The sequence below is a fragment of the Kocuria sediminis genome, assembly GCF_009735315.1.
Lineage (GTDB): Bacteria > Actinomycetota > Actinomycetes > Actinomycetales > Micrococcaceae > Kocuria > Kocuria turfanensis.
Genome location: NZ_WOGU01000019.1, coordinates 1 through 25,842, shown reverse-complemented (window position 1 = coordinate 25,842; position 25,842 = coordinate 1). Strand labels below are relative to the sequence as shown.

Sequence of the window (25,842 nt, the reverse complement as noted above, 5' to 3'; positions counted from 1 at the left end):
CATCTGCGCAGTATTCGCCCGTCGCCGACCGTTCTGCTCATCCCACCGGACTACGAGGTGACCGGTGTGCCCCCACATGTCGTGCGACAGTCGTCGGCGCGGCGAGCCTGAGGTGAATACTGCGGGACAGGCAGCTCAAGACGACATGGCAGGACTTCCATCGACGTCCCCGCAACGGTGGACACTGGCTGTCCCCGGCCCGCGGCGCGAGGGACATGGCAATCGCTCCCGCTTCGCGTCTACCGACTCCGAGTGTGGCGTGATCTGCACGGGAGGGCCGACCCGGTCGTAATAAACATCGACTCTCATGGACCTAAACCGTGTCAAAATTTGCAGAAGCTACGTTTCGTGTGGGGCGTCCCCCTCGCCCTTTCTTCGCCTCATGTGACATTCGGAGGTCATCATGAATCAGCTGTCGGTCCTGCTCCTTACCACTCCCATCCTGCTGCGGCACCGTGCCGAGGACGTGCTCGTCAGGCGTCAGAACGACGTCGTCTGGGCGTTGATCGTCATCCCGATCGCCGTTGTCATCGCCCTGGGACTGATCACCGCCTGGTTCATCTACTGTCAGCGGAAGGGCATGTGGCCGGCCATGGACATGCCGTCCTGGAACTCCGGTGGCACCTGGAAGCTCTACTGCAAGAGATAAGTCCCCTATCGGCAGGCAGCACTGTGGAACCCATGCGTTACGTCTGTAGAGCCGAAGGTATCGGCAAGGACTACGGCACCTTCCAGGCCGTACGAGAACTCTCGTTCGGCCTGTCACCGGGGGAGATTTTCGGTCTTCTCGGCCCGAACGGTTCGGGCAAGTCCACCACCCTTCACATGCTCACCGGGCTCTTGGCGCCCAGTCGAGGGCTGGTGGAAATCCACGGTGTCGACATCCGGGACAAGGAGTCCCGACGCTGGATCGGGTTCGCCCCCGATGACCTGCCGCTGCCCATGTCGCTGACGGGGTGGGAGTATCTGCAGTTCCACCACCGGCTCCGCCGCCGTGACGACCAGTACACGGCGGCGGAGCTGGGCGACGTGCTGGGCCTCACCAAGGCACTGAGCCGCTCGATCAGCGACTACTCGCACGGCATGAAACGCAAGTTGCAGCTGATCGTGGCCGTGATGCACTCCCCGAAGCTCCTGGTGCTGGACGAGCCCTTCCGGGGACTCGACCCGGAAGCCGCAGCAGTGCTGCGTGAGCTGCTGACCGTGTTCGCCGCCGCCGGCGGGTCTGTCCTGATAGCCACCCACGACATGCTGCGGGCCGAGCAGGACTGCGATCGGGTGCTGATCCTCCACCAGGGAGAACAAGCGGCCCTGGGCAGCCCACGGTCCTTGCGAGAGTCCTTCGGGGATCTCGCCACCTTGGAGGACGTCTTCCTCCATGCCACCCATCTCGATCAGCTCCAAGCCCAACGCCGAAAGCAGCTGCACGCGGCACTGGGCGCCACGAATCACTAGGGAGAACTGTCATGAAGAAGACCTCTGCGGTCATGGGAGCAGCACTGACAGGCGTGGTCGGCGGCGTCGCGGTCGCCTTCCTGCTCTGCGTGGCCACGGCGGCTGTGGCGCTGGCCAACGGCAGCTCCGCGTCCCTGCCCGGGCTGTTCTCCGCGTGGGCAGGGACCGAGAACGGCGCATTCGCTGTGGAATTCCAGCCGAACGCGATCGGACTGCTCGTCGTGGTGGGCGTGTGCGCGCTGCTGAGCGCCGCGCTGACCGCTCGAAAGCGTGAGGACCCGCTCGGGGCCGAGGGCTCGCACTGATGGACGCCGTCACCGTGGCTCAGACGGCGTTCGTCGCCTGGGCGCGGGAGACGGCCGCTCAGTTGCGTCTGACCGTGTCGACGGTCAAGACGCTGGCGGTGACGGCGACGGTCACAGCCTTCACCTTCGGGGTGCTGCTCGCCGTGCTCTCGGGTGGCTCCGGACCGGCCCAAGAGCTGGGGCTCACGGCCGGAATGCTCTCCTTCATCCTGGGTGGGGCATTTCTGACGGTGAGCTTCCTGACCGCGCTGTTCGCCATGCTGGCCCCGCCGCGCAATGCCCTCGCCACCGTGCTGGACATGCTCCCGGTGTCCCGGCCGGCTGCTTTTGTGGGTCTGCAGGCCCCGGTCCTGACCCTGTCCTATGTTCTGGCCGTGAGCTTGGTGATTCCATCGATCGCCGAACTCTGGCGCGCGAGCAACGGCGGAGACACCGGTGCTGCGCTGGGAACTGCAGCGCTGCTGCTGTTCATGACCTGCTCTCAAGTGCTGATCCTGGCCGTTTTCCAAGGGTTGGGATACCTCTTCCGACGATGGCTGCGGCTGCCTCGGTACTACGCGTCGACCTTCGCCGGAGCATCCTGTTTCGGGCTCGGCCTCCTGCTCGTCGGCACGGACGTCCTGCCCTTGCCCAGCACCTTGGAAGAGCACGCCCGGGGCCTACGGGACCTGGCACCGCACCGCGTCTGGAGCCGGGCTCTGGTCCCGTTGTGGACCGGCACCAACGTGTCGTGGCCGGACGTGCTGATCGGGGCGCTATGGGCGCTCATACCGCTGCTTCTCATCCTCCTCGTCGCCCGGACCGACATCGACAACCAGCACGACGCGACCCTGCGCCTGCTGGCCAACGCGCCGGTGCCCTCGAAGCGAGTGCTCGCCGCCGCGTACGTCGATGCTCTGCAGCTGCTGCGGACGCACCAGTTCGTCGTGCTCGTCCTCTTGCTCATGCTGTCCCTGGGGGGCCTGGTCCTGCTGGCTCAGCACCCGGAGGTCGGCTTCATCACTCCTGTGGTGGCACCGGGTTTGGCCGTTGCTCCTCTGGCCCTGGGCATGCAGTCCTACGGGGCGACCGCAGCAACCCACTGGTTGCCGCGCCACCTGACGGCGCGGCCGACGGCCTGGGTGCTGCCCAAGCTGCTCAGCTCGGCGACGATCGCCCTGATCGTGACGGCGGTGTTCATCAGCGCCCTCTTCGCCGCGGACCTTCTCGAGGTCCAGCAGTGGCCCACCCTGGCCGGCAACGCCATTCTCCTGTGGGAGGCGGCCATGATCGGCGGCATCCTCGTCCCCTTCAGCCGGGAACAACCTCTGGGCAGCAGCGCCACCGGCTTCACCGTATTCCTGCTGTACGCGCTGACGTCCACCGCCGTGGCCTGGGCCGGCCCAAGGATCGGCTCGGCCTTCGGCGATCTCGCCCACCTCGGGGAGATCACCGCCACGGTGCTGGTAGCGGCGATGCTGGGAGTGCTCATGGCCCGACTCGCCGAACGGGTCTCCGAGGATGCCTGAGCAGTCCACCGCGGCCATCAGGGTACGGCCCGCCCGCGGCCTCCCGGACACTGCCGGGAACTGGGCATATTCGGCGCTGGGGCTCGCTGCCCCCGCCCCGCCCCGGACCCTCGGCCCGGAAAGCGACAGGGAGGAATGGTTGCGCGCAGCGCAGGCCGCTGATCTCGGTCTGGCCTGCATCCACCCATATCCTCCCCGCACCCTCAAAGAGGCTTTCATCCGGTGGGTGCGCCCCCCTGCGCTGCCCACCACAGTCGCGACCGTTCTCGCCGCGGGCCGCACGGCCGCCATCACCAGTGCGTCCCGCACCATGTTGAAGTTCCTGGGGTGGCCCATCGCGGCAACCACGGTGGCGTGGCCGGCTCTGCACGCAGCCGGCCAACAGGTGCTCGCGATCCTCAGCTGCGCCGTCCTGCTCATGCTGGTGTCGCTGGTGGTGCACGAACTCGGCCACGTCGTCGTGCTGCGCGTCATAGCGCCCCGCGCTCCTGCCCTTTTCACCGCTCGGGCCGGCAGATTCCGACTGATCAGGGGAGCCCTGCCCACTCACCAGGACCTCGCTGTCACTCTGGCCGGCCCGGCAGCGCCTTTCATAGTGCCCGCCGTGCTGTTCGCGGTGGCCTCCGGAACCACTGTTCACGTCTGGACAGCACTGGCCATCGCGGTTGCACACGCCTCACTGTTGCTCCGCCCGGACGGTGACGGCGCGATGCTCCGGGCCGTTCTCAGCCGCCCCCGTCCGCATCGGCCGACCTAGGCGCTGTCCCTCGCCCATCTACCCGCTGCAGCTTCCCGCACCGACAACGCCGGGCGGGGTTCAGGCCTCGGTGACCTAGATGGTCACGTTCGGGCAGGTGACAGCCCACGGAGTCAGCGTGGCCGTTTCGGCAGAGTCGACCTTCAGACCCCAGCTGACCTTCACCGCGCTCCCGGGACCATCCCGACTCCGGCATGGCGAGGTCCAGGATGCGCCTCAGCGGACCGGGTGGTCGATGGTCCCGGGCCCCGGCTCCACCCCCATGGCTACCCGGGGTGAGGGTTGCTCTCTTGGTGCAGTCCGTGACACCACAGCCCAGAGATCCTCGGGGTCAGCCCTCCTCGGTGAGGGCTTCCTGGCCTTCCACGGTGGTCTCCGGGTTGTCCTGCGGGGCGGTGAAGGCCACGTCGAGGGTGATGGTCACCTTGTCGGAGACCAGCACGCCGCCGGCCTCGATGGCCGCGTTCCACGTGATGCCGAAGTCCTTGCGGGAGATCGTGGTGGTGGCCGAGAACCCCGCTCGGGTCACCCCGAAGGCGTCGACGACCACACCGTTGAACTCGGTCTCCAGCTCCACCGTCTTCGTGATGCCCTTGATGGTGAGCTCACCGGTGACAGTGCCCTCGGTACCGTCGAAGGCCACGGCGGTCGAGGTGAAGGTCATCGTCGGGTGGTTCTCGACGTCGAAGAAATCCGCGCTGCGCACGTGGTTGTCACGATCGGTGTTGCGGGTGTCGATGGAGACCATCTGGATCGTGGCATGCACGGTCGAGTTCTCGACCGGGTCAGCGACCCGCAGGTGGGCGTCCACCTCACGGAAGGTGCCGCGCACCTTGGAGATCCCGGCGTGGCGGACACTGAAGCCGACCTCCGAGTGGGCGGGATCGAAGGTCCAGGATCCGGGGACCAGGCGTTGCAGCTGGGTGGCGGCCATGGAGAGCACTCCTTCACGGACAAGAACTGCGGAGTCGGTGTCCTGCCACCGTAGGACCACCCCAGTTCCAGAGCAACAGCCCTACCTCTGACAGCGAGGCGTCGTCATTCCCCGTGCGGTGCCTTCCCCCGCTCGGCGCGGCGGCGCACAATCCCACCATGACGACTCTCACGCCCTGCCTGTGGTTCGATACGGAAGCCCAGGAGGCAGCCAACTTCTACATCTCGGTGTTCCCGAACTCCCGGATCACTGATGTCACCCACTACGGAGAGGCCGGTCCGCGACCGGCGGACATGGTTCTGACGGTGGAGTTCGAGCTCGACGGCCATCCCTTCACCGCCCTCAACGGCGGGCCCGAGTTCCGTTTCAGCGAAGCCGTGTCCTTCCAGATCGACTGCGCCGATCAGGCGGAGGTCGACCGGTACTGGGAGGCGCTCACCGCCGACGGCGGGCAGGAGAGCATGTGCGGGTGGCTCAAGGACAAGTACGGGCTGTCCTGGCAGGTGGTGCCGCGCCGGCTCGTGGAGTTGCTCGCCGACCCGGACCCTGGTAGGGCGCAACGGGCGATGGCCGCGATGATGGGCATGCGCAAGATCATCGTTGCCGAGGTGGAAGCCGCCGCCGACGCCTCGTGAGACGGTGCCGGCGCAGCCGGCCTCGACCGCTCGTCTGCGGGCACGGGCCGGTGTACGGTCCCGTCCCGCGCTCTGCTGGTCATTCCGGGTTCTGTTCGTGCCCGTCGAACGGGCGCCGGATAGTGGCCGTGGTCGGCCCGAAGACCACGCCACACCCCTCCAGGAAGGAGATGCCATGGGTGCAGCGGTGATGACGACGATCGACACCGTGATCGAGCCTGAGCGTGAGCCGGAGCTCATCGAGGGATTCCGCCGGATGACGGAAGGACGCCAGCCTGAGGGTCTCATCCGCTCAGAACTGCTCCGGGGGCAAGGTGGTGCGTGGCGGATCCAGACGACGTGGCGGGACCGGGAGGCCCTGCTCGCGCTGCGCGCCAGTGGCGAGACTCCGGCGGCCCTGGCCCTCCTCGACCGGTTGGGAGCCCAGCACTCTCATACCGTGCACACGGTGGAGCGCAGCATCGAGGTGTAGCCGGCCGAGCGCACCGCGAGAGTGCCCGGCACCGACGTCACCCTGTCGGTGAGCACCTCGGACACCACTCATCACTTCTGTGTCCTGCGTGAGGCGGGGCCGACGCATCAGCACGCGCCGCATCAGCCATGGACAGACGGCGGTGTGGTGCTGAAGCGCCAGCGGGCGATCAGCTCACGAGCAGCATGTCCTGAGGCCGGAGGAGCTCGCGGGGCAGGACGGTCACTCTGAGGCGCTCGAGGGGGTCGGCTGCGATGTGGGCCGCCAGATCGAGCCCGGTGAGTGCGGCGATGCGGCGGACGGGCACCTGGAAGGTGCGGTAGGCGCCGAAGGAGAACTCTTCGGCCCGGGCGGCGAACTCCTCCAGCAGCGCCTCTTGGCTGAGCAGATAGGCCGTCACCGTGAGCTGGTTCGTGGTGGTGACCATGGCGACGAGCTTGAAGAACTGCCGGGGCAGGGCCACCCCCCGGTACGGGGGGTCGTCGTCGTGGAGCACTGGGCCGGTGAAGACGCTGACGGCGAGATCACGGTTGTCGGCGTTGTGGAGGATGTAGTCCTCCAGTCCTGCCCACAGGGTCTGGCCGGCGTTGAAGTCGTGGTGCTGCGGGGTGGCGTTGGTGAAGTGGAAGGTGTCGTCGTTGGCGGCCCGGGCCAGCGGGCCCCACGCCGGGTCCAGGCGGCGCACCAGGTGCCCGCGGTCGAGCTGGTTGTCGCGGTAGAGGCCCTCATCGGTCTGCTCCCCGGGCGGCAGGCGCGGATCGACGATCCAGCGATCGGAGTCCCGCCGCAACCGCGTCGAGGCCCGCCCGTCGATGTTCACCGCCGTGAACAGCGCCAACCGGCGGGGCCGGTGCATGACGATGCTGAAGTGGTGGTACGTGAGCTCGGCCGAGGCGGCGTCACCGAAGGCCTCGCGGCCCGGCAACGGCACGGGCAGTTCCAGGAAGTCCTCCCGGTACCCGCCCCGGTTGCTGTAGTCCGGATCGATGGAGACGGCCTGCGCCCATCCGCCGTCCGTGGCCGGTGGGATGGTCGCCCCCGTGCCGGCCGGGGGACGCTCCTGCTGGCCGTTCCCACCCGGGCCGTCGGCTCCCGGGCTTCCGAGCGGGTCGATCACGACGGTCTCACCCCTTCACGCCGGACCGAGGTCGCTGTGGGCGGTGGTCCGCCGTCCTCGGTCCCGTCCAGCTTCCTCGCACCATCCGGAGCCCGACAAGGCGACCTGGCTACATGACGGATAGGCGCGGCCGCTTCCGACGGTCGAGCCCACCTCGGCGGCGCTTCCACAGGCGATCACCCGCACGACCACGGAGCGCCGCGTCAGGACGGGCGGGGAGCCCGCAGGCCGCACGGCCCGAGAACCTCGGCGGCACGGCGGTGACGTGCGCAGAAGACGTCCGCGTTCGCTCGTTCACAGGACGCCCTGCCGTCACATTGCTCAGCTTGCTTTCATAGTGATCGACTCGGCGCCTAGGCTGGAGCAGCACCACCGGGCTCTCCCCGAGCCCCAGTGCGGTCCAGCCCCGGCCGCCCCCGCGCTCCTCCACCAGCGATCAGAAGGACGGCATGGACCCCTCAGCCCCCCGAGCTCTGGCTGTCGAGCTCCACCCCCACTCCCCCACGCAGTGGGTGGCCACCTACTACCCCATGGTCCACACCCCGTCGGGTCGCTGGGCCGACGTCACCTGGGCGCTGCACCAGCGCTGCATGCCCCCCGCCCCCGAGCTCGCGGCAGCGGCGCGGTGGATGGAGGCACGCGGCTCGGACCCCGACGATCCCTGCTACGCCAACCACCCGGCGTGGAGTGAGGCGTTGGCCGCCGGCTACGCCGCCGCCCTGGCTGTTCTCGCGGCCGAAGCCGTCGAGGAGACCTCGTCCCTCGAGAACCCTGATCAGCTGCGGCAGGCGTCGATCGTCGTCCCGGCCGGACAGCTGGCGGAGTGGGTCCTCGACGACCTCGAGGACGAGGCCGCCCAGGTCCGCGGCTGACCTCTCCGCCGATCCGGCCAGTTCGATCGGTACGGTCGGCACGGCGGACACCCCTGGGGGTTCACCTGCGGAAGGAGGCCCCGCGGTGGTCGTCGGCCAGCCGCGGACCGGCCCCGGTCAGGGCCTCGCGCAGCGTCCGGCCGGCGGGGACGCTCGCGGGGTCCGGCAACAGGCCGCGGCGCCGCAGCTCCGGTGACACCATCGCGGTGAACCGCTCCAGGTCCGCCGGTCGCACGGCCGCCGAGATGTTGAAGCCGTCCACGCAGGCCTCCTCGCGCCAGCGCTCCAGCTCGTCCGCCACGGTGCCGGGAGCCCCGGCGATGACGGGCCCGCGGCCGCCGATGGCCACGAACTCGGCCAGGTCGCGCACCGTCCAGGTCCTGTCCGGGGACAGCGAGGTGAACGCCGCGAGCGCGGACTGGTTGGCGTCGGTGGCCACGTACTCGAGCGGCGCGTCGGGGTCCGCACCGGCCAGGTCGACCCCGGTCCAGCCGCCGAACAGGGACAGCGCTCCCTCGATGTCCACGTGCCGGCGGTACCCTTCCAGCCGGGCGTGGGCCTCGTCGTCGGTCTCGGCGACCACCACCGTGGCCATGGTGAAGGTCTTCACGGCGTCCTCGGCCCGCCCGCGCTCGGCCAGTCCGGCCCGGACGCCGTCGGTCCACCGGCGCACGAGCTGCGGGGTGTTGCCGATGAAGAAGATCGCCTCGGCGTGGTCGACGGCGAACTGCTGTCCGCGCTTGGAGGCGCCGGCCTGGAACAGCAGCGGGGTGCCCTGGGGCCCGGGGTGGGTCAGCGCGTGGCCGGGCACGGAGAACCAGGTGCCCTCGTGGCCGACCGGGTGCGCGCGGTCGGGGTCCACGAAGACCCCGGCCTCGGCGTCGGCCCGCACCGCCCCGGGCTCGAAGGACCCCTCGAGCAGCTTGTACATGACCTCCATGTACTCGTCGGCGCGGTCGTAGCGCTCGTCGTGCGGGATCTGCCGGTCCATGCCCAGGTTGCGGGCGGCGGAGTCCTGGTAGGAGGTCACCACGTTCCACGCCACCCGGCCACGGGTGAAGTGGTCCAGGGTCGCGAAGGTGCGGGCCAGCAGGTAGGGGGCCTCGTAGGTGACCGAGGCGGTGACGCCGAAGCCGAGCCGCTCGGTGGCCGCGGCCATCGCCGGCACCGCGACGAGCGGGTCGAGCAGCGGGTACTGCACTCCCCCGCGGGCGGTGGCCCCGGTCCCGCCGCCGTAGACGTCGTAGACGCCCGGGATGTCCGCCAGGAACAGCGAGGCGAAGCCGCCCTCCTCGAGGGTGCGGGCCAGGGACGTCCAGTACTCGAGCGTGTCGAACCGTGCGACCCCGGCCTCCGGGTGGCGCCACAGGCCCGGTGACTGGTGCACGGGCACCATCATGTCGAAGGCGTTCAGCAGCAGGGGGCGGCTCATGCGGTGGTCCTCTCAGTGGTGGTCCCGGCGGGGGTCCCGGCGGCGGCGCCGACCCGAGCGCGGTCGGGGACGGCTCCGGCGGAGCCGGCGTGCAGGTCGGTGAGCTCGGTGCCGCGCTGCTCGCGGGCGGGGTCCTTCGCGGCCAGGGCGGCGACGACGGAGAGCACGGAGAGCCCGGAGAGGTACCCGGCGATCAGCCACGGGGTGTTCCCGCCGGCGGCGAACAGCAGGGCGGCGATCATCGGCATCAGCCCGCCGCCCAGGACGGTGCCGACCTGGTAGCCGAAGCTGACCCCCGAGTACCGCACGTGCACGGGGAACTGCTCGGCGAACCAGGCCGCCTGCGGCCCGTAGATCGCGTCGTGCACGAGGTTGATGCCGAGCACGACCACGAGCGGCAGCAGGGCGAGCGGTCCGGCGTCGAGGAACGCGAAGAGCACCCAGCCGAAGACGCCGATCGCCGCGTAGGCGGTCACCGAGACGACCTTGCGGCCCACCCGGTCGGACAGCCAGCCCCAGAAGGGGGTGGAGAACAGGCCGATGGCCGAGGCGATCATCACCGCGGTCACGCCGGAGGCGCTGTCCCCGCGCACGTCCCGCAGGTAGGTCAGCATGTAGACCGTCACCAGGTAGTAGACGGCGTTCTGGGCCAGGCGCAGGCCGATCGTGACCAGCAGCGGGCGGCGGTGGTGGAGCAGCAGCTCCCGCAGGGGTGCCGCGGCCACGTTGCCCGAGGCCCGGTGCTCCAGGAACTCCGGGGCGTCGGCCACGCCGAGGCGGATCCACAGCCCGACCGCCACCAGCAGGGCCGAGAGCAGGAAGGGGATGCGCCAGCCGTAGGCGGCGAACTGCTCCTCGCTCATGACGTGCTGCACGACGAAGAACGCCCCGGTGGCCAGCAGCATGCCGGCCGAGGAGCCGATCTGGGTGAAGGACCCGAAGAACCCGCGGTGCCGGGCCGGGGAGTGCTCCACGCTCAGCAGCGCGGACCCGCCCCACTCGGCGCCGGCGGACAGGCCCTGCAGGATGCGCAGGACGACGAGCCCGACGACCGCCCACCAGCCGATCACCTCGTAGGTCGGCAGCAGGCCGATCAGGGTGGAGGCCACGCCCATGAGCAGCAGGGAGGCCACCAGCAGGGCCTTGCGGCCGATCCGGTCGCCCAGGTGACCGGCGACGATCCCGCCCAGGGGCCGGGCGATCACCCCGACCGCGAGGGTGGCGAAGGAGGCGACGATGCCGCCGAGCTCGGTGGCCATGGGGAAGAACTGGACGTTGAAGACCAGTGCGGCGGCGGTGCCGTAGAGGTAGAAGTCGTACCACTCGATGGTGGTGCCGGCGAAGGCCGAGGCCAGGACGCGCTTCTTGCCGTGGACGACGCTGGTGCGTCCCGCGGCGGCCGCGGCCGTGGTCGTGGTCGTGGTGGTCATGCGTCAGGCTCCTGGGGTTCGGTCGGCGTCGGCAGTGGCGTCGGCAGTGGCATTGGTCCTGGCGTCGCCGATGGCGTTCAGGCCCTCCGGCAGGGTGCCGTTGATGAGGTAGTCGCCGAGGGCGCGGGCGCGGAAGGCGATCGGGTTGTGGGTGGCCACGGTCTGGGCGTTGCGCCAGTGCCGGTCCAGGCCCTTGGCCGTGGACGTGGCGGAGGCGCCCACGGTGAGGAACAGGTCCTGGGCCGCGCCGAGCGCCAGTTCCGGCACGGTGACCTGGGCGTGCTCCACGGCGATCTCGGACTCGTGCAGCGCCGCCGGGAGGGTTCCGGGGAACTCCGGCCGGTCGGCGCCGGCGGCCGCGGCGGCGGCGATCCCGGCGTCCAGGGCGCGGGCGGCGTGCAGCACGGCGGCCTCGGCGGCGAAGGCCTTGGCGGAGATCCGGCCGGTGGCCTCCTGGATCAGCGGGTCCTCGCGGAACGGCAGCCCGAGCCCGGTGTTGAAGGTCCGCCGGCGGCCGGCGACGGTCTCCGCGGCGTCCCGCCGGGCGGCGCGGGCGATGCCGGCCAGCACGGCCAGCAGCACGAGCTGGAAGAAGGCGGCCTCGTGGACGGCCTCCGCGCTGCCGGCGGTCCGGTCCAGCACGGCGTCGTCCGGGACCCGCACGCGGTCGAAGACCGCGGTGCCGGTGCCGGTGAGCTTCTGCCCGAAGCCGTCCCAGTCGTCCTCGAGCGTGACCCCCGGGGCGTCCGTGGCGACGACGGCGAAGCGGCGCCCGTCCCGGCCGTCGAGGGCGGCCGAGACGCGGGTGTAGTCGCAGAAGATCGAGCCGGTGGCGTAGAACTTCCGGCCGGTGATCTCCCACCCCTCCGCGGTGCGGCGCAGCACGGTGTTCAGCGTGCCGAGGGCGTTGCCGCCCTTCTCCGTGGAGGCGTTGCCGACGGTGGCCCCGGCCAGCACCCGCGGATACCAGACGTCCTGGATCTCCCGGGGCAGGAAGCGCAGGGACTCCACGAAGCCGGCGTGGGAGCGGTAGAGGTGGGCGATGTTGGAGTCGGCCTCGGCCAGGTCGACCAGCAGCCGGGTGAAGTCCTCGATGCTGACCCCGGGACCGCCGTGGGCCGCCGGGACGCGCAGGGCGCCGAACCCGGCCCGGTCCAGCCGGCCGACCTCCTCGTAGGGCAGCGCGCGCCGGAGGTCCCGGTCCAGGGAGCCGGCGGCGATCTCGGCGAACAGCGGCCCGAAGTGCTCCGTCAGCCCGGCGTAGTCGCCCGGCAGGCCGGCGGAGTTCGTGCCGGCGCCGGGACGGGTGGGGGTCCTCTCGTCCGTGGTGCGGGTCATGCGGTGGTCCTCTCGGTCGCACCGAGGAGTGCCGGCCGTCCAGTCGCGCCAGGGGCGGGCCCGGTCACGACAGCGCCGGGGCGCCGAGGTCACGGGGCAACTGCAGATCCGGGATCTCCATCGGTTCTGGCCTTAGCACCCTGACCCCTGCGAAGGACGGGTTGCTGCGGCGTCGTCGAGCCAGATCTCTCGGCCGCTCTGAATGGGACGCACGACATCGCACCAGAGAGCCGGGGTGCGGAGCCACCTGATGACCGTCCCATGTCATCGTCCGTCACGGGGACGTCACACACGGTCATCTCCTCCCGGGTGGTGTAGGGACCCGGCCGGAACACGGGGAGAGCCGTGGACCGGCTCAGTATCGAGGCCGGTCCGGCTCCACCTGCTCCGCCCAGGACAGCACCCCGCCCTCGAGGTGGCGGATCCGCTCCTCCCGCCCGGCGTAGAAGGGGCGCAGCGCGGCCAGGGCTTTCGCCGAGCGGGCGCCGGCCTTGCAGTGCAGCACGAGGTCCGCGCCGCGGGCCTCCGGCGGCAGGGCGTCCGGCCCCCGGTCCAGCAGCTGCTGGAGCGGCACCGGCACGGCACCGGGGATCGCCAGGAGCTGCCGCTCCCAGTCCTCCCGCACGTCGACCAGCACGAAGGCCGCCTCCCCGCGCGCCCGCCGTTCGAGCAGCCGGGCCAGCTCGGCCGCCCCGACCGTCTCGGCGGGCGCGGCCCCGCCGCCGGGCGGCGGGCGGACGGCCTCGGGCTCGGCGACGGCGGTGACCGGGGCGGCGTCCGGGTCCGGGGTCAGGCGCATCTCGCGCCAGGTCATGGCCAGGGCGTCGTGCAGCAGCACCCGCCCGAGCAGGGGCTCGCCGGTGCCGGTGATCAGCTTGACGGCCTCGGTGACCATCACCGCGCCCACGGTGGCGGGGAGCATGCCGAAGACCCCGCCCTCGGCGCAGCTGGGGGCCTCCCCGTCCGGCGGCGCCTCGGGATAGAGGTCCCGGTAGGTGGGCCCGTGGCCGGCCCAGAAGACGCTGACCTGTCCCTCGAAGCGCAGGATGGAGCCCCACACGCAGGGGATCCCGGTCAGGGCGGCGGCGTCGCTCACCACGTAGCGGGTCGCGAAGTTGTCCGCGCCGTCCAGGACGAGGTCGTACTGGCTCAGGATCTGCAGGGCGTTGTCCGCGCTGAGCCGGCAGGGGTGGGTGCGCACCCGCACGAGCGGGTTGAGCGCGGTCACGGCCTCCGCGGCGGAGTCCGTCTTGGGCCGGCCGACGTCGGCGGTGCGGTGCACCACCTGGCGCTGCAGGTTGGAGACCGCCACGACGTCGTCGTCGACGATGCCCAGCGTCCCCACGCCGGCCGCGGCGAGGTACTGCAGGGCCGGGGCGCCCAGTCCGCCGGCGCCGACCACGAGCACCCGGGCGTTGCCGAGCCGGCGCTGGCCGAGCGGGCCGATCCCGGGCAGGGTCAGGTGCCGGGCGTAGCGCTCGAGCTCCGCCCGGGTCAGCTCGGGGCCGGGCTCCACGAGCGGGGGCAGCGGGCTCACGGCCGCTGCCCCACGGGCGCCCAGTCCCCGCGCGGGACGTCCGCCGGGCCGGCGGCCGGCCCGGCGTCGGACATGTCCGTGGCGATCCGCCCGGCCATCGGCGAGGACGCCTGGGCGTGCCGGCGGGCCGGGATCCGCCCGGCGCCGGCGGCCAGCCGCCCGGCGGCCACGGCGTGGCGCATCGCGGTGGCCATGGCCACCGGGTCCTGCGCGCGGGTCACGGCGCTGGCCAGCAGCACGGCGTCGCAGCCCAGCTCCATGGCCAGGGCGGCCTCGGAGGCGGTGCCGATCCCGGCGTCGAGCACCACCGGCACCGAGGCCCGGGAGGCGATGAGCTCGATGTTGTGCGGGTTGAGGATCCCCAGCCCGGTACCGATCGGTGCGCCCAGGGGCATCACCGCGGCCGCGCCGAGGTCCTCCAGGCGGCGGGCCACGGCCGGGTCGTCGGAGGTGTAGGCGAAGACCCGGAAGCCGCGGGCCACGAGCTGCTCGGTGGCGTCGAGCAGCTCCACCACGTCGGGCAGCAGGGTGTCCTCGTCGGCGATGACCTCGAGCTTGACCCAGTCGGTCTCCAGGGCCTCGCGGCCGAGCTCGGCGGTGAGCAGGGCGTCCCGGGCGGTGTAGCAGCCGGCGGTGTTGGGCAGGATCCGGATGCCGCTGCGCTCGAGCATCGCGAACAGCGAGTCGCCGTGGCCGGGGGCGTAGCGGCGCAGGGCCACGGTGGTCAGCTCGGTGCCGGAGGCCAGCAGGGCCTGTTCCAGGGTGTGCAGCGAGCTGAGCCCGCCGGTGCCCATGATCAGCCGGGAGGACAGCGCGGTGCCGTCGAGCACGAGCGGATCCACCAGGGGTTCGGGGCGGGGTGCGGGGTGGGTCATGTCAGCCTCCCTGGACGGCGGTGATGATCTCGACGGCCTGCCCCTCGGCCACGGGGGTGCGGCCCCAGCGGCTGCGCGGGACCACGGCGGCGTCCACCGCCACGGCCACGCCCAGCCGGCGGCCGTCCAGCGGGGCGCCGTCGGGGCCCAGGGGCCGCCCGACGGTCTCGGCCACGAGGTCCACGACGGTGGTGTCCCCGGGGACGACGTGCGGTCGGCCGTTGAGGGTGATGGCGGTCATCGGGTGCTCCTGTTCGGGGTGCGGGGCCCGGTCCCGGGGTCCGTGGGGGGCGCCTCGGCGGGGCGGTCGAAGCGGTGCGGGTCGGTGGTGGCCAGGTGCTCGGTGTCGGGTCCCGGGTCCGCGCCGGACCGGCCGAGCACCAGCTCCGCGGCGAGGCGGGCGGCCAGCGGGGCGAGCAGGACGCCGTGGCGGAAGTAGCCCGTGGAGACCACGAGGCCGGGCACCGGGTGCCCCTCCGGGCCGCGGACGCGGCCCAGGTACGGGATGTCGTCCGGGGTCCCGGGCCGGGCGCGGGCCATGGCCTCGACCAGCTCGAGGTCGGCGACGCCGGGGACCACGGCCTGGGCGTCGCGCAGCAGCCGGAACACGCCCCCGGCGCTGATCCCGTCGAGGTCGTCCTCGCGGGAGGTCGCCCCGATCACCACCGTCCCGTCGTCGCGGGGCACCAGGTAGACGGGCACCCCGTGGACCAGGCCGCGGACGGTGCGCTCGAGCAGGGCGGGCGCCCCGCGGGGCGGGCGGGTGCGGAGGATGTCCCCGTGCACCGGGCGCAGCGGCGGCCGCCAGGCCCCGGGCAGGTCCTCCAGGTCGGTGAGAGCCGCGCCGGGGGCGAGGACCGTCTCCGCCGCCGAGACCATCCCGCCGCCGGCCAGGCGCAGGCCCGTCACCGCGCCGTCGGAGCCGTGGCGCAGGCCCGTGGCGCGGTCGTGCACCAGGCGGGCGGGCCCGCCGTCGGGGCTGTCCGTGCCGGAGGGCCCGGACGGTGCGGGGAGCTCGGGGGCGACGAGGGCGGCGAGCAGTCCGGCCACGAGCCGGCGCGGGTCCACCTGGTGGTCGTCGGGAATGCGGTGCACGGCCGACAGCCGCGGGCTCAGGGCCGGCTCCAGGGCCCGGGCCGCGCGCAGCGGCAGCGGCTCCACGGCCATGCCGTGGCGCCGCTGGAGCTCCCGCAGGTCCGCCAGGGCCTGCCGGTCGGCGGCGTCGACGCCGCACACGAGCGTCTCGGTGGCGCGGTAGCCCACCGAGCCGCCGGCGGTCTCCTCCACGGCGGCCACGAACGCCGGGTACGCGCCGGCCGAGGCGAGCATGAGGGGATAGAGCGGCTCCTGCTGGTACTGGACCTCGCTCACCGGGGCGAGCATCCCGGCCGCCGCCCGGCTGGCCCCGGCGCCGGGCTCGGGATCCACCACGGCCACCGAGCGGCCGCGGCGGCGCAGCTCCCAGGCCGTGGCCAGGCCGACCACCCCGGCCCCGACCACGGCGACGTCGGCCCGCACGTGCTGGGCGGCTGGCATCGGGACGGAGGGCACGGACGTCACCGGCATCGTCCTTTCCTACGGCGGCATGACCCGCATCAGGTGTGGCGGTCGGCGCCGGACGCCCTCTCAGCCCCCGTGGGGCTCCCGCAGAACCGCTGACCTATCATTCAGCGTGTGACCCAGCATACCCAGGACACCCCCGCACCCGCCGCCTCCGGGCTGCGCATGACGCGCACCGACCGGCTCCTCGCCGCCCGGCTGTACGTGTGCACCGACGCCCGCCGCGCGCAGGGCGACCTCGAGGAGTTCCTGCACGCCGTCTGCGCCGGCGGGACGGACATCGTCCAGCTGCGGGACAGGAGCATCGACACCGACGAGGAGATCGCCGCGCTGCGCCTGCTGGGCCGGGTCGCCGCCGAGTACGGCACCCTGGTCGCCGTCAACGACCGCGCCGACCTCGCCGCGCTCGTGGGCGCGGACGTCCTCCACGCCGGCCAGCACGACCTCTCCCCCGCCCAGGCCCGGCAGCTGCTCGGCCCGGACGTGCTGATCGGCCGCTCCACCCACGATCTCGGCCAGGCCCGTGCCGCCCTGGCCGATCCGGACGTGGACTACTTCTGCACCGGGCCCGTGTGGGAGACCCCCACCAAGCCGGGCCGGCCCGCCACCGGCCTGGGCTTCGTGCGGGAGGTCGCCGCGCTGACCGAGGCCCGGCTGGACGCCGACCCGGCGGCCGCGCCCGTGCCGTGGTTCGCCATCGGCGGCATCGACGAGCAGCGCCTCCCCGAGGTGCTGGCCGCCGGGGCGCGCGGCGCCGTGGTGGTCCGGGCGGTCACCGAGGCCCCGGACCCGCGCCTGGCCGCCGGTCAGCTGCGCAGCCTGCTCCCCGCCTGACACGCGTCCTGCTCGGCACGCGTCCTGCCCGGCGGCCTTCCGGCCGGACACGCTGCCCGGGGACATCCGCCGGGCGCCTGCCGCAACTCCCCACCGGCTCCCCGCCGCCGCACAGCCCGGTCTGAGAGCATGGACCCCACGGACGACGACGGAGGAGTGGCCCATGGACCCCGAGCTCGACCCGCAGGTGCGGCACGCGGTGGAGCATCCCGCGCAGACCGCCCGCGGCCCGGAGGACGTGCAGCTGCGCGTCCGGCTGGCCGGCGAGCCCGCCCGGCGAGCGCTGGGCACCCACTGGGAGGAGGGCGCCCCGGAGGACGCCGCCCCCGGCGAGGACCGGCTCGCGGCGGCCGTGCTGCTGGCCACCCTCTTCGGCGACACCTTCTGGCTCGAGCGGGCGGCCCGGCTGCCCGGTGACGTCCCGGGGTGCCCCTCCGCCCCGCCGAGCGGGCTGCTGGAGCTCACCCGCGTGCCCGGCGCCCGGGCGGCGATGGCCTCGGTCCTGGAACGCCCCCTGCTGACCGGGCTGCTGGAGTGGGGCACGAACCCGCTGCCCGAGCAGCCGCCGCTGGCCGTGGCGCAGGCCGCCCGGGACCTCTCGATCCCGGACGACGGGCGCGTCTACCGGGTGGTGCGCCGCCGCGCCGAGCGCTTCCTGGCCCGCGAGTACGACGGCTCGGAGTCGCTGGAACGGTTCGTGACCCTGCTGACGGAGGCCGAGAGGGGCTACCGCGAGGACGGCCCCGTGCTCTCCGGCGAGACGCTGCCGCCCGCAGCTCCCCCGGCCGCTCCTCCATCGCCGACGGCACCGGCGCGGCCCACTCCCGGGGACGGCCCGGCCGGGCCGCCGTCGTCGAACCCCTCGATCGCGGACGCCCCGCAGGCTCCGCAGTGGGGCGTGAGCCCCTCCACGCCCGCCCCGCCGCCGCCCGGGCAGGTCGGCCGCCCCGGTGCGCCCGGGGAGCCGTTCCCGGGCCAGGCCCAGGGCGGGCCGTATCCCGGCCCGGGCGCGGGTGGCCCCCTGGCGGGGACCGGCGGCCCGGCGGCCGGCGGATGGCCGCCGCCCCCGGCGCACGATCCCGCGGAGGACGACTCCGACAACCTCAAGGCCTGGGGTCTGGTCTTCCTCGCGATCGTGGCGGTGATCGTGGCGCTGATCTTCGTGCTCTGACCGGCGCGGTCCCGCGCCCCGCCCCGAGGTGACGGAGGTCCTCCAAGATACTTGCATCGGAAATATTTTCCGGGGTATCCTTGCGGACATATCAACCTGTGTGGTGCCGACGCCGACGGAGAAGCCCGAGATGCCGATCTTTCCCCAGAACCCCGATCCCCGGAGCCTGACGCCGCGCCCGGCCGACGACCTGCTGTCCGCCGGGACGCGGATGGGCGCCGTGGAGCTGCTCGTGGCCGACCTGGACACGATGCTCGCCTACTACACGGACGCCGTGACCCTCGAGGTCCTCGCCCACGCCGGGGACACCGCCGTGCTGGGCCGCGACGGCCGGACCGTGCTGCGCCTGCGCCAGGTCCCGGAGCTGCCGCCGGCCCGCCGCGGCCAGGCGGGGCTGTTCCACACCGCGGTGCTGTTCGAGGACGAGCCGGCCCTGGCGGCCGCCCTGGCCTCGGTCGCCGCCGTGGCGCCGCGCTCGTTCACCGGCAGTGCCGACCACCTCTACAGCCAGGCGTTCTACTTCGACGATCCCGAGGGCAACGGCGTGGAGCTCTACACCGACCGCCCCCGGGACACCTGGCGGCGGGAGGCCAACGGGCTGCTCACGCTGGCGTCCAACCCCCTGGACCCCACCGCGTTCCTGGGTGAGCACCTGCCCGAGCCGGCCGGTGCGCGGCCGGCGGCGCCGCCGGCCACCCTCGGCCACGTCCACCTGCAGGTCGGCGACATCCCGCAGGGCCGGCAGTTCTACGTGGACGTCCTGGGCTTCGAGGTGATGAGCGACATCGGCTCGGCCCTGTTCATCGCGGCCGGCGGCTACCACCACCACATCGCGCTCAACACCTGGCACAGCGCCGGGGCGGGCCCGCGGGCGGCCTCCCTGGGTCTGGGGCAGGTCAACATCGACCTCCCCACGGCCGAGGACGTCACCGCTCTGCAGGCCCGGCTGGCGGACCACCGGGTCCCCACCCGGCACGACGGCGCCGTGCTGCGCTTCGAGGACCCCTGGAACACGCTCATCCAGGTGGGCGTCGCCGCGTAGGCCCCGCCCGGAACGGGACCCGGACGCGCCGGTGGCGCAGGACGCCGGGGATGCGGCCGGCGTCGCCGAGGGCCTCGCCGCGGGCGAAGTCCGCCCACAGCCGGCGCACCTGGCGGCCGGCGGCGTCGATGTCCTCCCACGCGGCGCCGGCGACCAGCCCGGTGCCCGCCCAGGTCGGCTCGTCGCCGAAGAGCAGGGGCAGGTCGACCGTGTGGGCCGCGCCGTACGGGTTGCCCGGGGCCGCCCAGGAGATCACGTAGCGGTGGGCCGTCCCGCCGGCGCGCACGTGCCGGCGGGCGAACCGGCGGATCGCCCGGGAGTAGACGGCCCGGGTCGCCCATCCGACCACGGCCCGGCGCAGCACCGGCCCCAGCAGCGGCACGCGGGTCCACCGCTGCAGGGCCGGCACCGTGGGCAGGTAGAGCCGCGCCTCCTCGGTGGTGTGGCCGATGAGGACGTCGACGTGCGGGGCGACCCGGTCCCAGGCCGCGTCGATGTCCTCCTCGGCGGGCAGCGGGTGGTGGCCGTACTGGGTGCCGAAGGGCATCGCCCCCAGCAGCCCGAAGGGCGCCGCGTGCCGCTCCACGTCCGCCTGGGCGGCGACCACGTCGGCGGCGGGCATCGCGGCCGTCACGGTCTCCGCCGCGGCGGCCATGGCGGCGTTCATCCGTTCCCGGCCGCGGGCGATGCCCAGCGGCGGGCTCTGGATGACGGCACGGCGGAAGAGCGCCTCCGCCCCGGGGACGGCCATGAGGTGGGCCACGGCGTCGCCGCCGGCGGACTGGCCGAAGGCGGTCACATTGTCCGGATCACCGCCGAAGGCGGCGATGTTGCGCTGCACCCAGCGCAGCGCCTCGAGCTGGTCGAGCAGCCCCAGGTTGGCCGGGCGGGCGTGCCCGGAGCCCAGATAGCCGAACAGGCCGAGCCGGTAGGTGACCGTCACGACCACCACGCGCTGCTCGGTCACCAGCGACGTCGGGTCCATGATCGGGGCGTCCCCGGCGCCGGTGGTGTAGGAGCCGCCGTGGATCCAGACCAGCACCGGCAGGCCCTCGCCGGCCCGCGCGTCGCGGGGCAGGGTCACCGAGAGCCGCTGGCAGGCCTCGTCCTGCGGCAGGTCGCCGAGCGCGTCCCCCAGCACCGAGGCGAGGAACGGCGAGTGGACCTGGGGGCAGGCCGGGGCCGGATTCGTGGCCAGGAACGGCTCGTTCCAATCCGGGGCGGGGACGGGGGCGGTGAAGCGCTCGGCGGTGGCGTAGGGAATGCCGCCGGCCCGGGCCACGACGCCGTCGGCCCGGGCGTGGACGGGCCCGCAGGGCGGGGTGAACGTGAGCGTGGCGGTGGTCATGCGGTCCTTCCTCCGTGGTGGGACGTAGTCTGCGGACCGGCCGCGCGGGGCCGGTCCGCAGGCGGGGCGTGTTCAGGCGAACGGCTGCGAGGCCCGGTCGAGGAGCTCGACCTCCTCGGCGGTGAGCGCCAGGCCGGGGGCGGCCATGAGCGCCGGCACCTGCTCGGGCCGGGAGGCCGAGGCGATCGGGGCGGTCACGCCCTTGGCCAGCAGCCACGCGAGCGCCACCGTCGTCGGCTCGGCCCCGCGCGCCTCGGCCACGCCCACCAGCGCGTCGACGACGGCGAGGCCCTGCGCGTTCAGGTACGCCCCCGCGGCGCCGCCGCGGGCCCGGCCCTCGAGGTCGGCGGCCGTGCGGTACTTGCCGGTGAGGAACCCCGAGGCGAGGCCGAAGTAGGGGAAGACCGCCACCCCGAACTCCCGGGCGAGCGGGGCGAGATCCTGCTCGTAGGCCCGGCGGCCCACCAGGTTGTACTCCGGCTGGATCGCGACCGGCACGGTGAGGTGCTCGCGCTCGGCGGTCTCGAACCACTCCCGCAGCCGCTGCGGGCTGTAGTTGGACAGCCCCACCGCCCGGACCTTCCCGGAGCGGACCAGTTCGTCGAAGGTGGCCGCCTGCTCGGCGACGGGCACCGACTCGTCGTCGCGGTGGGCGTAGTAGAGGTCGACCCGGTCGGTGCCGAGCCGCCGCAGGGACTCCTCGAGGGCCTGCACCACGTTGTCCCGTCCCAGGCCCGGGCGCTGCGGCAGGGAGCCCACCTTGGTGGCCACCACGACGTCGTCGCGGACGCCGCGGGCGGCCAGCCACTCCCCCAGGACGGTCTCGGACTCCCCGCCGGTGTGCCCCTCGCCCCACACGGAGTAGACGTCCGCCGTGTCGACGAAGTTGCCGCCGGCCTCCGTGAACGCGTCGAGCACCGCGAAGGAGGTGCTCCGGTCGGAGGTCCAGCCGAACGTGTTGCCGCCGAGATTGAGCGGGAAGACGTCGAGGTCGGTGCGGGGGATGGTGGTCATGCGGAGCTCCGTTCCGTGGTCGGGTCTGTCCTGCCGTCCGCCGGGGCATGGCGTGGCCGCCGGCGCGGTGCGCTCCCGGTACAGGTCGGGACGTGCCTGCCCTATTCCCGGACCGGCCCGCGCTCCCCCATATTATTGCAGTTGTGCAAAACGTGCAGAAGTGCAAAAATATAGGCGTGAACGACACCGCCTCCCCCTCCCTGCGCGCCCGCAAGAAGGCCGAGACCTGGTCCGCCATCCACGAGGCGGCCGCCGGGCTCGCGCTCGAGCACGGGGTGGAGGGGGCCACGGTCGAGGCCATCGCCTCCGCCGCCGGCGTCTCCCCGCGCACCTTCTTCAACTACTTCCCCGCCAAGGAGGACGCGGTGCTGGGCATGCGCGCCCCCGTCCTGGACCCGCAGCTGCTGGAGGGCTTCTCCCTCGAGCACGACCTGCTGGGCCAGGTCTCGCGCCTGCTGCTGGCCGTGACCCGCAGCGCCTACGCCGGCCGGGACGCGGAACGGCGCCGGAAGCTGCTGCAGGACCACCCCGGCCTGGGCCGCCGCCGGCACGAGCTGACCCTCGAGGCCGAGGACCTGGTGCGCCGCACGCTCGCGGAGCTGCTGGCCCGGGACCCGCAGTGGTCGGCCGGGATCGGGGAGCACCCCGTGGACGACGTCGCCCGGATGCTCGTCATCCTCGGCGGCGTCCCGCTGCGCTTCGCCATCACCGCCGAGAGCTACTCCCCCGCCCACGGCCTGCCGGCCGAGGACCACGCCTCGGCGCTCACCCTCTTCCACCGTCTCCAGGAGAAGCTCTCATGACCCGCACTCCCGCCCACCGGGCCGAACCGGTCCGCGGCACCCAGCACCTCGGGCTGCTCTTCGTGGGCCTGATGCTCTCGATGCTGCTGGCCGCGCTGAACCAGACCGTGCTCAGCACGGCGCTTCCCACGATCGTGGGCGAGCTCAACGGGGTCAACGAGATGCTGTGGGTGATCACCGCCTACATCCTCGCCTCGACGATCATGATGCCCGTCTACGGCAAGCTCGGTGACCTGATGGGCCGCAAGCCCCTGCTGCTCGGCGCGATCCTGGTCTTCATGGCCGGGTCCGTGGTCGGGGCGCTCGCCGGGACCATCGAGGTCCTCATCGCGGCCCGCGCGATCCAGGGCCTGGGCGGCGGCGGGCTGATCATCCTCTCCCAGGCCGCCATCGCCGACGTGGTCCCCGCCCGGGAGCGCGGGAAGTACATGGGCGTCATGGGCGGGGTGTTCGCCGTGTCCTCGGTGGCCGGGCCGCTGCTCGGCGGCTGGTTCACCGAGGGTCCCGGCTGGCGCTGGGCCTTCTGGATCAACATCCCGCTGGGGCTGCTGGCCCTGACCGGCGCCGTGCTGTTCCTCAAGCTGCCCCGGCACGCCGGCCGGCCGCGCCTGGACATCGGCGGGATGGTGCTGCTGGCCGTGGCCACGACCTGCCTGGTCCTGTTCGCCACCTGGGGCGGCGGCAAGTACGCCTGGACCGATCCCGTGATCCTCGGCCTGATCGCCGGCACGCTCGTGGCCGGGGCCGCGTTCGTGGCCGTGGAGCGGCGCACCGCCGAGCCGATCATCCCGATGCACCTGTTCGGCGAGCGCAACTTCGTGCTCACCACCGTCGCCGGGCTGCTCACCGGCGTGGGGATGTTCGGCGCCATCGGCTACCTGCCGACCTACCTGCAGATGGTCTTCGGCGTGGACGCCACCGCCTCCGGGCTGCTGATGGTCCCGATGATGGGCACCCTGCTCGTGACCTCGATCCTCGCCGGGCGCGCGGTGAGCCGCACCGGGCGCTACAAGTGGCTGCCGGTGGCAGGCAGTGTGATCGTGGCCGCAGCGATGGGCCTGCTCTCCACGCTGACCCCCGAGCAGGGGGTGTGGCACGTGTGCCTCTACATCGCGGTGCTGGGCCTGGGACTGGGCCTGTCCATGCAGGTGCTGGTGCTCATCGTGCAGAACACCTTCCCGCTGCGGCAGGTCGGCACGGCCACCGCGGCGAACAACTTCTTCCGCCAGATCGGCGCGACCCTCGGCTCCGGCGTGGTCGGCAGCGTCTTCGCGGGCCGGCTGGCCGACCAGCTGACCGAACGCCTCCCGGCCGCCGCACTGGAGGGCGGCGCGGGCGGGGCCAACTCGCTCACCCCCGCCCTGGTCGCCTCCCTGCCGGAGGCGCTGCGGGATCCGATCGTGGCCTCCTACAACGACGCACTCACTCCCATCTACCTGTGGATCCTGCCCCTGGGCCTGCTCGCGGCCGCCCTGCTGTGCTTCGTCGTCGAGAAGCCGCTGGCCACCTCGATCGAGCAGGACGTGGCGCCCGAGGCGCTCGCCGAGGGCAACCTGGCGGTCACCGCCGACCGGCCGTCCGATCGTCTCCGGGACCCGGCCGCCCTGGAGACGACGGCCCCGGCGCGCTGACCGCCGCGCGGCGCAAACGCCGCAGGGGTCGTCGGGACGGCATTTGCTCCGTAGGCTGAGGATCGCGCCCGAGAGCCCGGGCGCGGGGCCGGTCCGGACGCGGCCGCCCGTGGACGAGGACGAGGAGCGCGGCATGAGCGACAGCGACGACACCGTCGGCCAGGACTTCGACGAGGCCGTCAACATGACGGCCAAGCAGCTCTCGGACTGGCTGGAGACCGACGAGTCGCAGTCGGTGGGCCAGGACGACGGCGGTGAGTCGGTGGGGCACCGCTCCGGACGGCGGATCGTGGAGATCCTGCAGAAGAAGAAGGGGGAGCGCACCGGCTCCGACCAGGAGCACATGCGCAAGGTCGTCGGCTACGTCCACCGCCACCTGGCCCAGCGGCCCGACGGGGACGTCACCGAGACCCGGTGGCGCTACTCCCTGATGAACTGGGGCCACGACCCGCTGAAGGACTGAGCCGCGCCGGGCGCACCCGGCGCGGCACGAGAAGAGGAGCACGCATGAGCCTGACGAAGGGCACGAAGGTCACCTGGAACACCCCGCAGGGCACGACCGAGGGGACCGTGGTCGAGAAGAAGACGGAGGACTTCGAGCTGGACGGGCACACGTTCCGGGCGAGCTCGGACGACCCCCGCTACATCGTCGAGTCCGCGAGCTCCGGCGCCCGCGCGGCGCACAAGCCCGACGCCCTGACCGAGGCGTAGCACCGGGGCGCAGCACCGGGGCGGCCGCGGCCGGATCAGCCGGCCGCGGCGAGCACGCCGACGCCCCGCCGCCGGCACCGGCCGACCGCCGGGGCGGAGGCGGGAAGGAGCACCGGAGCCGGGAGCACGGAGGTGCCGGCGGCTGCCGCCCGGCCGCCGGGGACCGCGGCCGGCGGCGCGGCGTCCACGGCGGTGACGCCCTGGACGTCCGCCACCGGCGCCGTGCGGGCGGCGCCCACGCCCTGCGGGGACTCGAGAGCGAGCGCGGCCACCAGGTCCTGCTCCGACAGCGACGCCTCCCGGACCAGCACGGCCAGGGGCACCCCGTGCCGGGTCGCCAGGCGCAGCTCGGCGCCGAGATCGCCGAGGGCCCGGTCGAGCCGCCGCCGTTCGCTCCGCACCGCCGCGCCGAACGCCCGGAGCACCGCAGCGGGACCGCCCGCACCGTCGAGGTCGAGGGTGCGGAACCCCGCCAGCTGCTGGTCGAGGGACCACTCCGCGGCCTCGACCCGGCCGGCCGCGGCGAGCACTCGCCGGGTGAAGAACGGCCGGAACAGCACGGCGTCGCCGTCGGGCACGATGCGCCCCTCGGCGCCGGAGGTCGCCGGCACGTCCTGCAGGGTGCCGCAGGCGCAGGCGTGCAGCCGGCGGCCGGCGAGGGCGGCCCGGGCCACCGCGGAGTTGAGGCGGTCGTCCACGTCTGCGAAGTCGAGCAGGCGCACCGGCATGGGGGCGCCGCAGTGGAGCGGGGCCGCCGGCCGGACCCCGTCGCGGCTCGGCACGGGGCCGGGCGGCCCGGTCACGGGGCGGTGCTGCGCGTACTGGTCCATCGCTCGCCCGTCCTCACGTCGGCTGCGGGGTGCTGCGCCCGATCCCTGGCAGGAAGGGGACTGCCCCCATCCCACCGCAGAATCATTAGATTGTCTAGTTACCAGTTGGAGTAAATTCTCATTGCTCTAGACTGTGCGCATGCGCCAACACCGACCCACCTCCTCCGGCTACTGGTACGGCACCGACGACGCCGCCGGACCCGGACCGGTGCAGGTGCTCGAGGCCCTGCG

27 protein-coding genes and 2 riboswitches are annotated in these 25,842 nt (G+C 73.1%); of the genes, 15 read left to right on the top strand and 12 right to left on the bottom strand.

The features are described from left to right. Positions 1-403: 403 nt before the first annotated feature. From GMA12_RS16740 to GMA12_RS16720, 5 genes are all read left to right on the top strand, one after another. Positions 404-649: a hypothetical protein gene (locus tag GMA12_RS16740; protein WP_156270646.1), complete on the top strand. Its 246-nt coding sequence runs from the start codon at positions 404-406 to the stop codon at positions 647-649. Between the two features lie 32 nt (positions 650-681). Beyond that, positions 682-1,455, top strand: coding sequence for an ABC transporter ATP-binding protein (locus GMA12_RS16735; RefSeq protein WP_156270645.1), 774 nt, complete (start codon positions 682-684; stop codon positions 1,453-1,455). An 11-nt stretch (positions 1,456-1,466) separates the two neighbouring features. Further along, positions 1,467-1,760: a hypothetical protein gene (locus tag GMA12_RS16730; protein ID WP_156270644.1), complete on the top strand. Its 294-nt coding sequence runs from the start codon at positions 1,467-1,469 to the stop codon at positions 1,758-1,760. Then, positions 1,760-3,268 (top strand): hypothetical protein, encoded by a 1,509-nt coding sequence (locus GMA12_RS16725; RefSeq protein WP_156270643.1) that lies wholly within the window; start codon positions 1,760-1,762, stop codon positions 3,266-3,268. The genes GMA12_RS16730 and GMA12_RS16725 overlap by 1 nt, the downstream gene beginning before the upstream one ends. A 139-nt stretch (positions 3,269-3,407) precedes the next feature. Then, complete coding sequence (locus GMA12_RS16720) at positions 3,408-4,025, top strand: hypothetical protein (RefSeq protein ID WP_156270642.1); 618 nt, start codon at positions 3,408-3,410, stop codon at positions 4,023-4,025. 331 nt (positions 4,026-4,356) lie between these two features. Here GMA12_RS16720 and GMA12_RS16715 read toward each other — a convergent pair whose 3' ends face one another. Next, positions 4,357-4,959 (bottom strand): YceI family protein, encoded by a 603-nt coding sequence (locus GMA12_RS16715; RefSeq protein WP_156270641.1) that lies wholly within the window; start codon positions 4,957-4,959, stop codon positions 4,357-4,359. 158 nt (positions 4,960-5,117) lie between these two features. Between GMA12_RS16715 and GMA12_RS16710 the strand changes: the two genes are divergently transcribed. Together GMA12_RS16710 and GMA12_RS16705 are read left to right on the top strand one after the other, a co-directional pair. After that, positions 5,118-5,594, top strand: a complete 477-nt coding sequence (locus GMA12_RS16710; RefSeq protein WP_156270640.1) for a VOC family protein — start codon at positions 5,118-5,120, stop codon at positions 5,592-5,594. A 175-nt stretch (positions 5,595-5,769) separates the two neighbouring features. After that, the gene (locus tag GMA12_RS16705) at positions 5,770-6,066 is read left to right on the top strand and encodes an antibiotic biosynthesis monooxygenase (protein ID WP_156270639.1); all 297 of its coding nucleotides are present in this window, start codon (positions 5,770-5,772) and stop codon (positions 6,064-6,066) included. 169 nt (positions 6,067-6,235) lie between these two features. On the opposite strand, the gene GMA12_RS16700 is transcribed toward GMA12_RS16705, so the two are convergent. After that, positions 6,236-7,183 (bottom strand): DNA/RNA non-specific endonuclease, encoded by a 948-nt coding sequence (locus tag GMA12_RS16700; RefSeq protein ID WP_162459989.1) that lies wholly within the window; start codon positions 7,181-7,183, stop codon positions 6,236-6,238. A gap of 449 nt (positions 7,184-7,632) precedes the next feature. Here GMA12_RS16700 and GMA12_RS16695 point away from each other — a divergent pair, with 449 nt between their 5' ends. After that, entirely contained in the window at positions 7,633-8,055 is a 423-nt protein-coding gene (locus tag GMA12_RS16695; protein WP_156270638.1) for a hypothetical protein, read from the top strand. A gap of 61 nt (positions 8,056-8,116) precedes the next feature. Here GMA12_RS16695 and GMA12_RS16690 read toward each other — a convergent pair whose 3' ends face one another. The 7 genes from GMA12_RS16690 to GMA12_RS16660 all read right to left on the bottom strand — a co-directional run bounded on the left by GMA12_RS16690 (position 8,117) and on the right by GMA12_RS16660 (position 16,233). After that, positions 8,117-9,487 carry an LLM class flavin-dependent oxidoreductase gene (locus tag GMA12_RS16690; RefSeq protein WP_156270637.1) on the bottom strand — a complete coding sequence of 457 codons (1,371 nt, stop codon included), beginning with the start codon at positions 9,485-9,487 and terminating at the stop codon, positions 8,117-8,119. Beyond that, positions 9,484-10,917, bottom strand: a complete 1,434-nt coding sequence (locus tag GMA12_RS16685; protein WP_156270636.1) for an MFS transporter — start codon at positions 10,915-10,917, stop codon at positions 9,484-9,486. Before GMA12_RS16685 ends, GMA12_RS16690 begins: the two co-directional genes overlap by 4 nt. 3 nt (positions 10,918-10,920) lie before the next feature. After that, positions 10,921-12,255, bottom strand: a complete 1,335-nt coding sequence (locus tag GMA12_RS16680) for an acyl-CoA dehydrogenase family protein (RefSeq protein ID WP_156270635.1) — start codon at positions 12,253-12,255, stop codon at positions 10,921-10,923. Positions 12,256-12,369: 114 nt separating this feature from the next. Next, positions 12,370-12,464: riboswitch (SAM riboswitch) on the bottom strand. 146 nt (positions 12,465-12,610) lie between these two features. After that, positions 12,611-13,792, bottom strand: a complete 1,182-nt coding sequence (gene moeB / locus GMA12_RS16675; protein WP_162459988.1) for a molybdopterin-synthase adenylyltransferase MoeB — start codon at positions 13,790-13,792, stop codon at positions 12,611-12,613. Further along, entirely contained in the window at positions 13,789-14,667 is an 879-nt protein-coding gene (locus GMA12_RS16670) for a thiazole synthase (protein ID WP_156270633.1), read from the bottom strand. Before GMA12_RS16670 ends, moeB begins: the two co-directional genes overlap by 4 nt. Before the next feature lies 1 nt (position 14,668). Next, entirely contained in the window at positions 14,669-14,908 is a 240-nt protein-coding gene (gene thiS, locus GMA12_RS16665; protein WP_156270632.1) for a sulfur carrier protein ThiS, read from the bottom strand. After that, positions 14,905-16,233 carry an FAD-dependent oxidoreductase gene (locus GMA12_RS16660; protein ID WP_156270631.1) on the bottom strand — a complete coding sequence of 443 codons (1,329 nt, stop codon included), beginning with the start codon at positions 16,231-16,233 and terminating at the stop codon, positions 14,905-14,907. The genes thiS and GMA12_RS16660 overlap by 4 nt, the downstream gene beginning before the upstream one ends. Next, positions 16,223-16,325: riboswitch (TPP riboswitch) on the bottom strand. It overlaps the preceding gene by 11 nt. Positions 16,326-16,392: 67 nt before the next feature. On the opposite strand from GMA12_RS16660, the gene thiE reads away from it, so the two are divergent. The 3 genes from thiE (at position 16,393) to GMA12_RS16645 (ending at position 19,274) form a co-directional block, all read left to right on the top strand. Beyond that, positions 16,393-17,061, top strand: a complete 669-nt coding sequence (gene thiE, locus GMA12_RS16655) for a thiamine phosphate synthase (protein ID WP_156270659.1) — start codon at positions 16,393-16,395, stop codon at positions 17,059-17,061. Positions 17,062-17,224: 163 nt separating this feature from the next. Continuing rightward, positions 17,225-18,232 carry a hypothetical protein gene (locus GMA12_RS16650; protein WP_156270630.1) on the top strand — a complete coding sequence of 336 codons (1,008 nt, stop codon included), beginning with the start codon at positions 17,225-17,227 and terminating at the stop codon, positions 18,230-18,232. Between the two features lie 130 nt (positions 18,233-18,362). Beyond that, positions 18,363-19,274 carry a VOC family protein gene (locus tag GMA12_RS16645; protein ID WP_156270629.1) on the top strand — a complete coding sequence of 304 codons (912 nt, stop codon included), beginning with the start codon at positions 18,363-18,365 and terminating at the stop codon, positions 19,272-19,274. On the opposite strand, the gene GMA12_RS16640 is transcribed toward GMA12_RS16645, so the two are convergent. Continuing rightward, the gene (locus tag GMA12_RS16640; RefSeq protein ID WP_156270628.1) at positions 19,249-20,622 is read right to left on the bottom strand and encodes a carboxylesterase family protein; all 1,374 of its coding nucleotides are present in this window, start codon (positions 20,620-20,622) and stop codon (positions 19,249-19,251) included. The two genes, GMA12_RS16645 and GMA12_RS16640, sit on opposite strands and share 26 nt — an antisense overlap. Before the next feature lie 72 nt (positions 20,623-20,694). After that, entirely contained in the window at positions 20,695-21,636 is a 942-nt protein-coding gene (locus GMA12_RS16635; RefSeq protein WP_156270627.1) for an aldo/keto reductase, read from the bottom strand. Between the two features lie 176 nt (positions 21,637-21,812). On the opposite strand from GMA12_RS16635, the gene GMA12_RS19095 reads away from it, so the two are divergent. The 4 genes from GMA12_RS19095 to GMA12_RS16615 all read left to right on the top strand — a co-directional run bounded on the left by GMA12_RS19095 (position 21,813) and on the right by GMA12_RS16615 (position 24,781). Then, positions 21,813-22,439 carry a TetR/AcrR family transcriptional regulator gene (locus tag GMA12_RS19095; protein WP_370831939.1) on the top strand — a complete coding sequence of 209 codons (627 nt, stop codon included), beginning with the start codon at positions 21,813-21,815 and terminating at the stop codon, positions 22,437-22,439. Further along, the gene (locus GMA12_RS16625) at positions 22,436-24,070 is read left to right on the top strand and encodes an MDR family MFS transporter (protein ID WP_156270626.1); all 1,635 of its coding nucleotides are present in this window, start codon (positions 22,436-22,438) and stop codon (positions 24,068-24,070) included. Before GMA12_RS19095 ends, GMA12_RS16625 begins: the two co-directional genes overlap by 4 nt. A 133-nt stretch (positions 24,071-24,203) precedes the next feature. Beyond that, entirely contained in the window at positions 24,204-24,533 is a 330-nt protein-coding gene (locus GMA12_RS16620) for a DUF3140 domain-containing protein (protein WP_156270625.1), read from the top strand. A 44-nt stretch (positions 24,534-24,577) separates the two neighbouring features. Further along, on the top strand, positions 24,578-24,781 hold the full coding sequence (locus GMA12_RS16615; RefSeq protein WP_156270624.1) for a hypervirulence associated TUDOR domain-containing protein: 204 nt from the start codon (positions 24,578-24,580) through the stop codon (positions 24,779-24,781). Positions 24,782-24,816: 35 nt separating this feature from the next. Here GMA12_RS16615 and GMA12_RS16610 read toward each other — a convergent pair whose 3' ends face one another. Beyond that, on the bottom strand, positions 24,817-25,611 hold the full coding sequence (locus GMA12_RS16610) for a hypothetical protein (protein WP_156270623.1): 795 nt from the start codon (positions 25,609-25,611) through the stop codon (positions 24,817-24,819). Between the last annotated feature and the right edge of the window lie 231 nt (positions 25,612-25,842).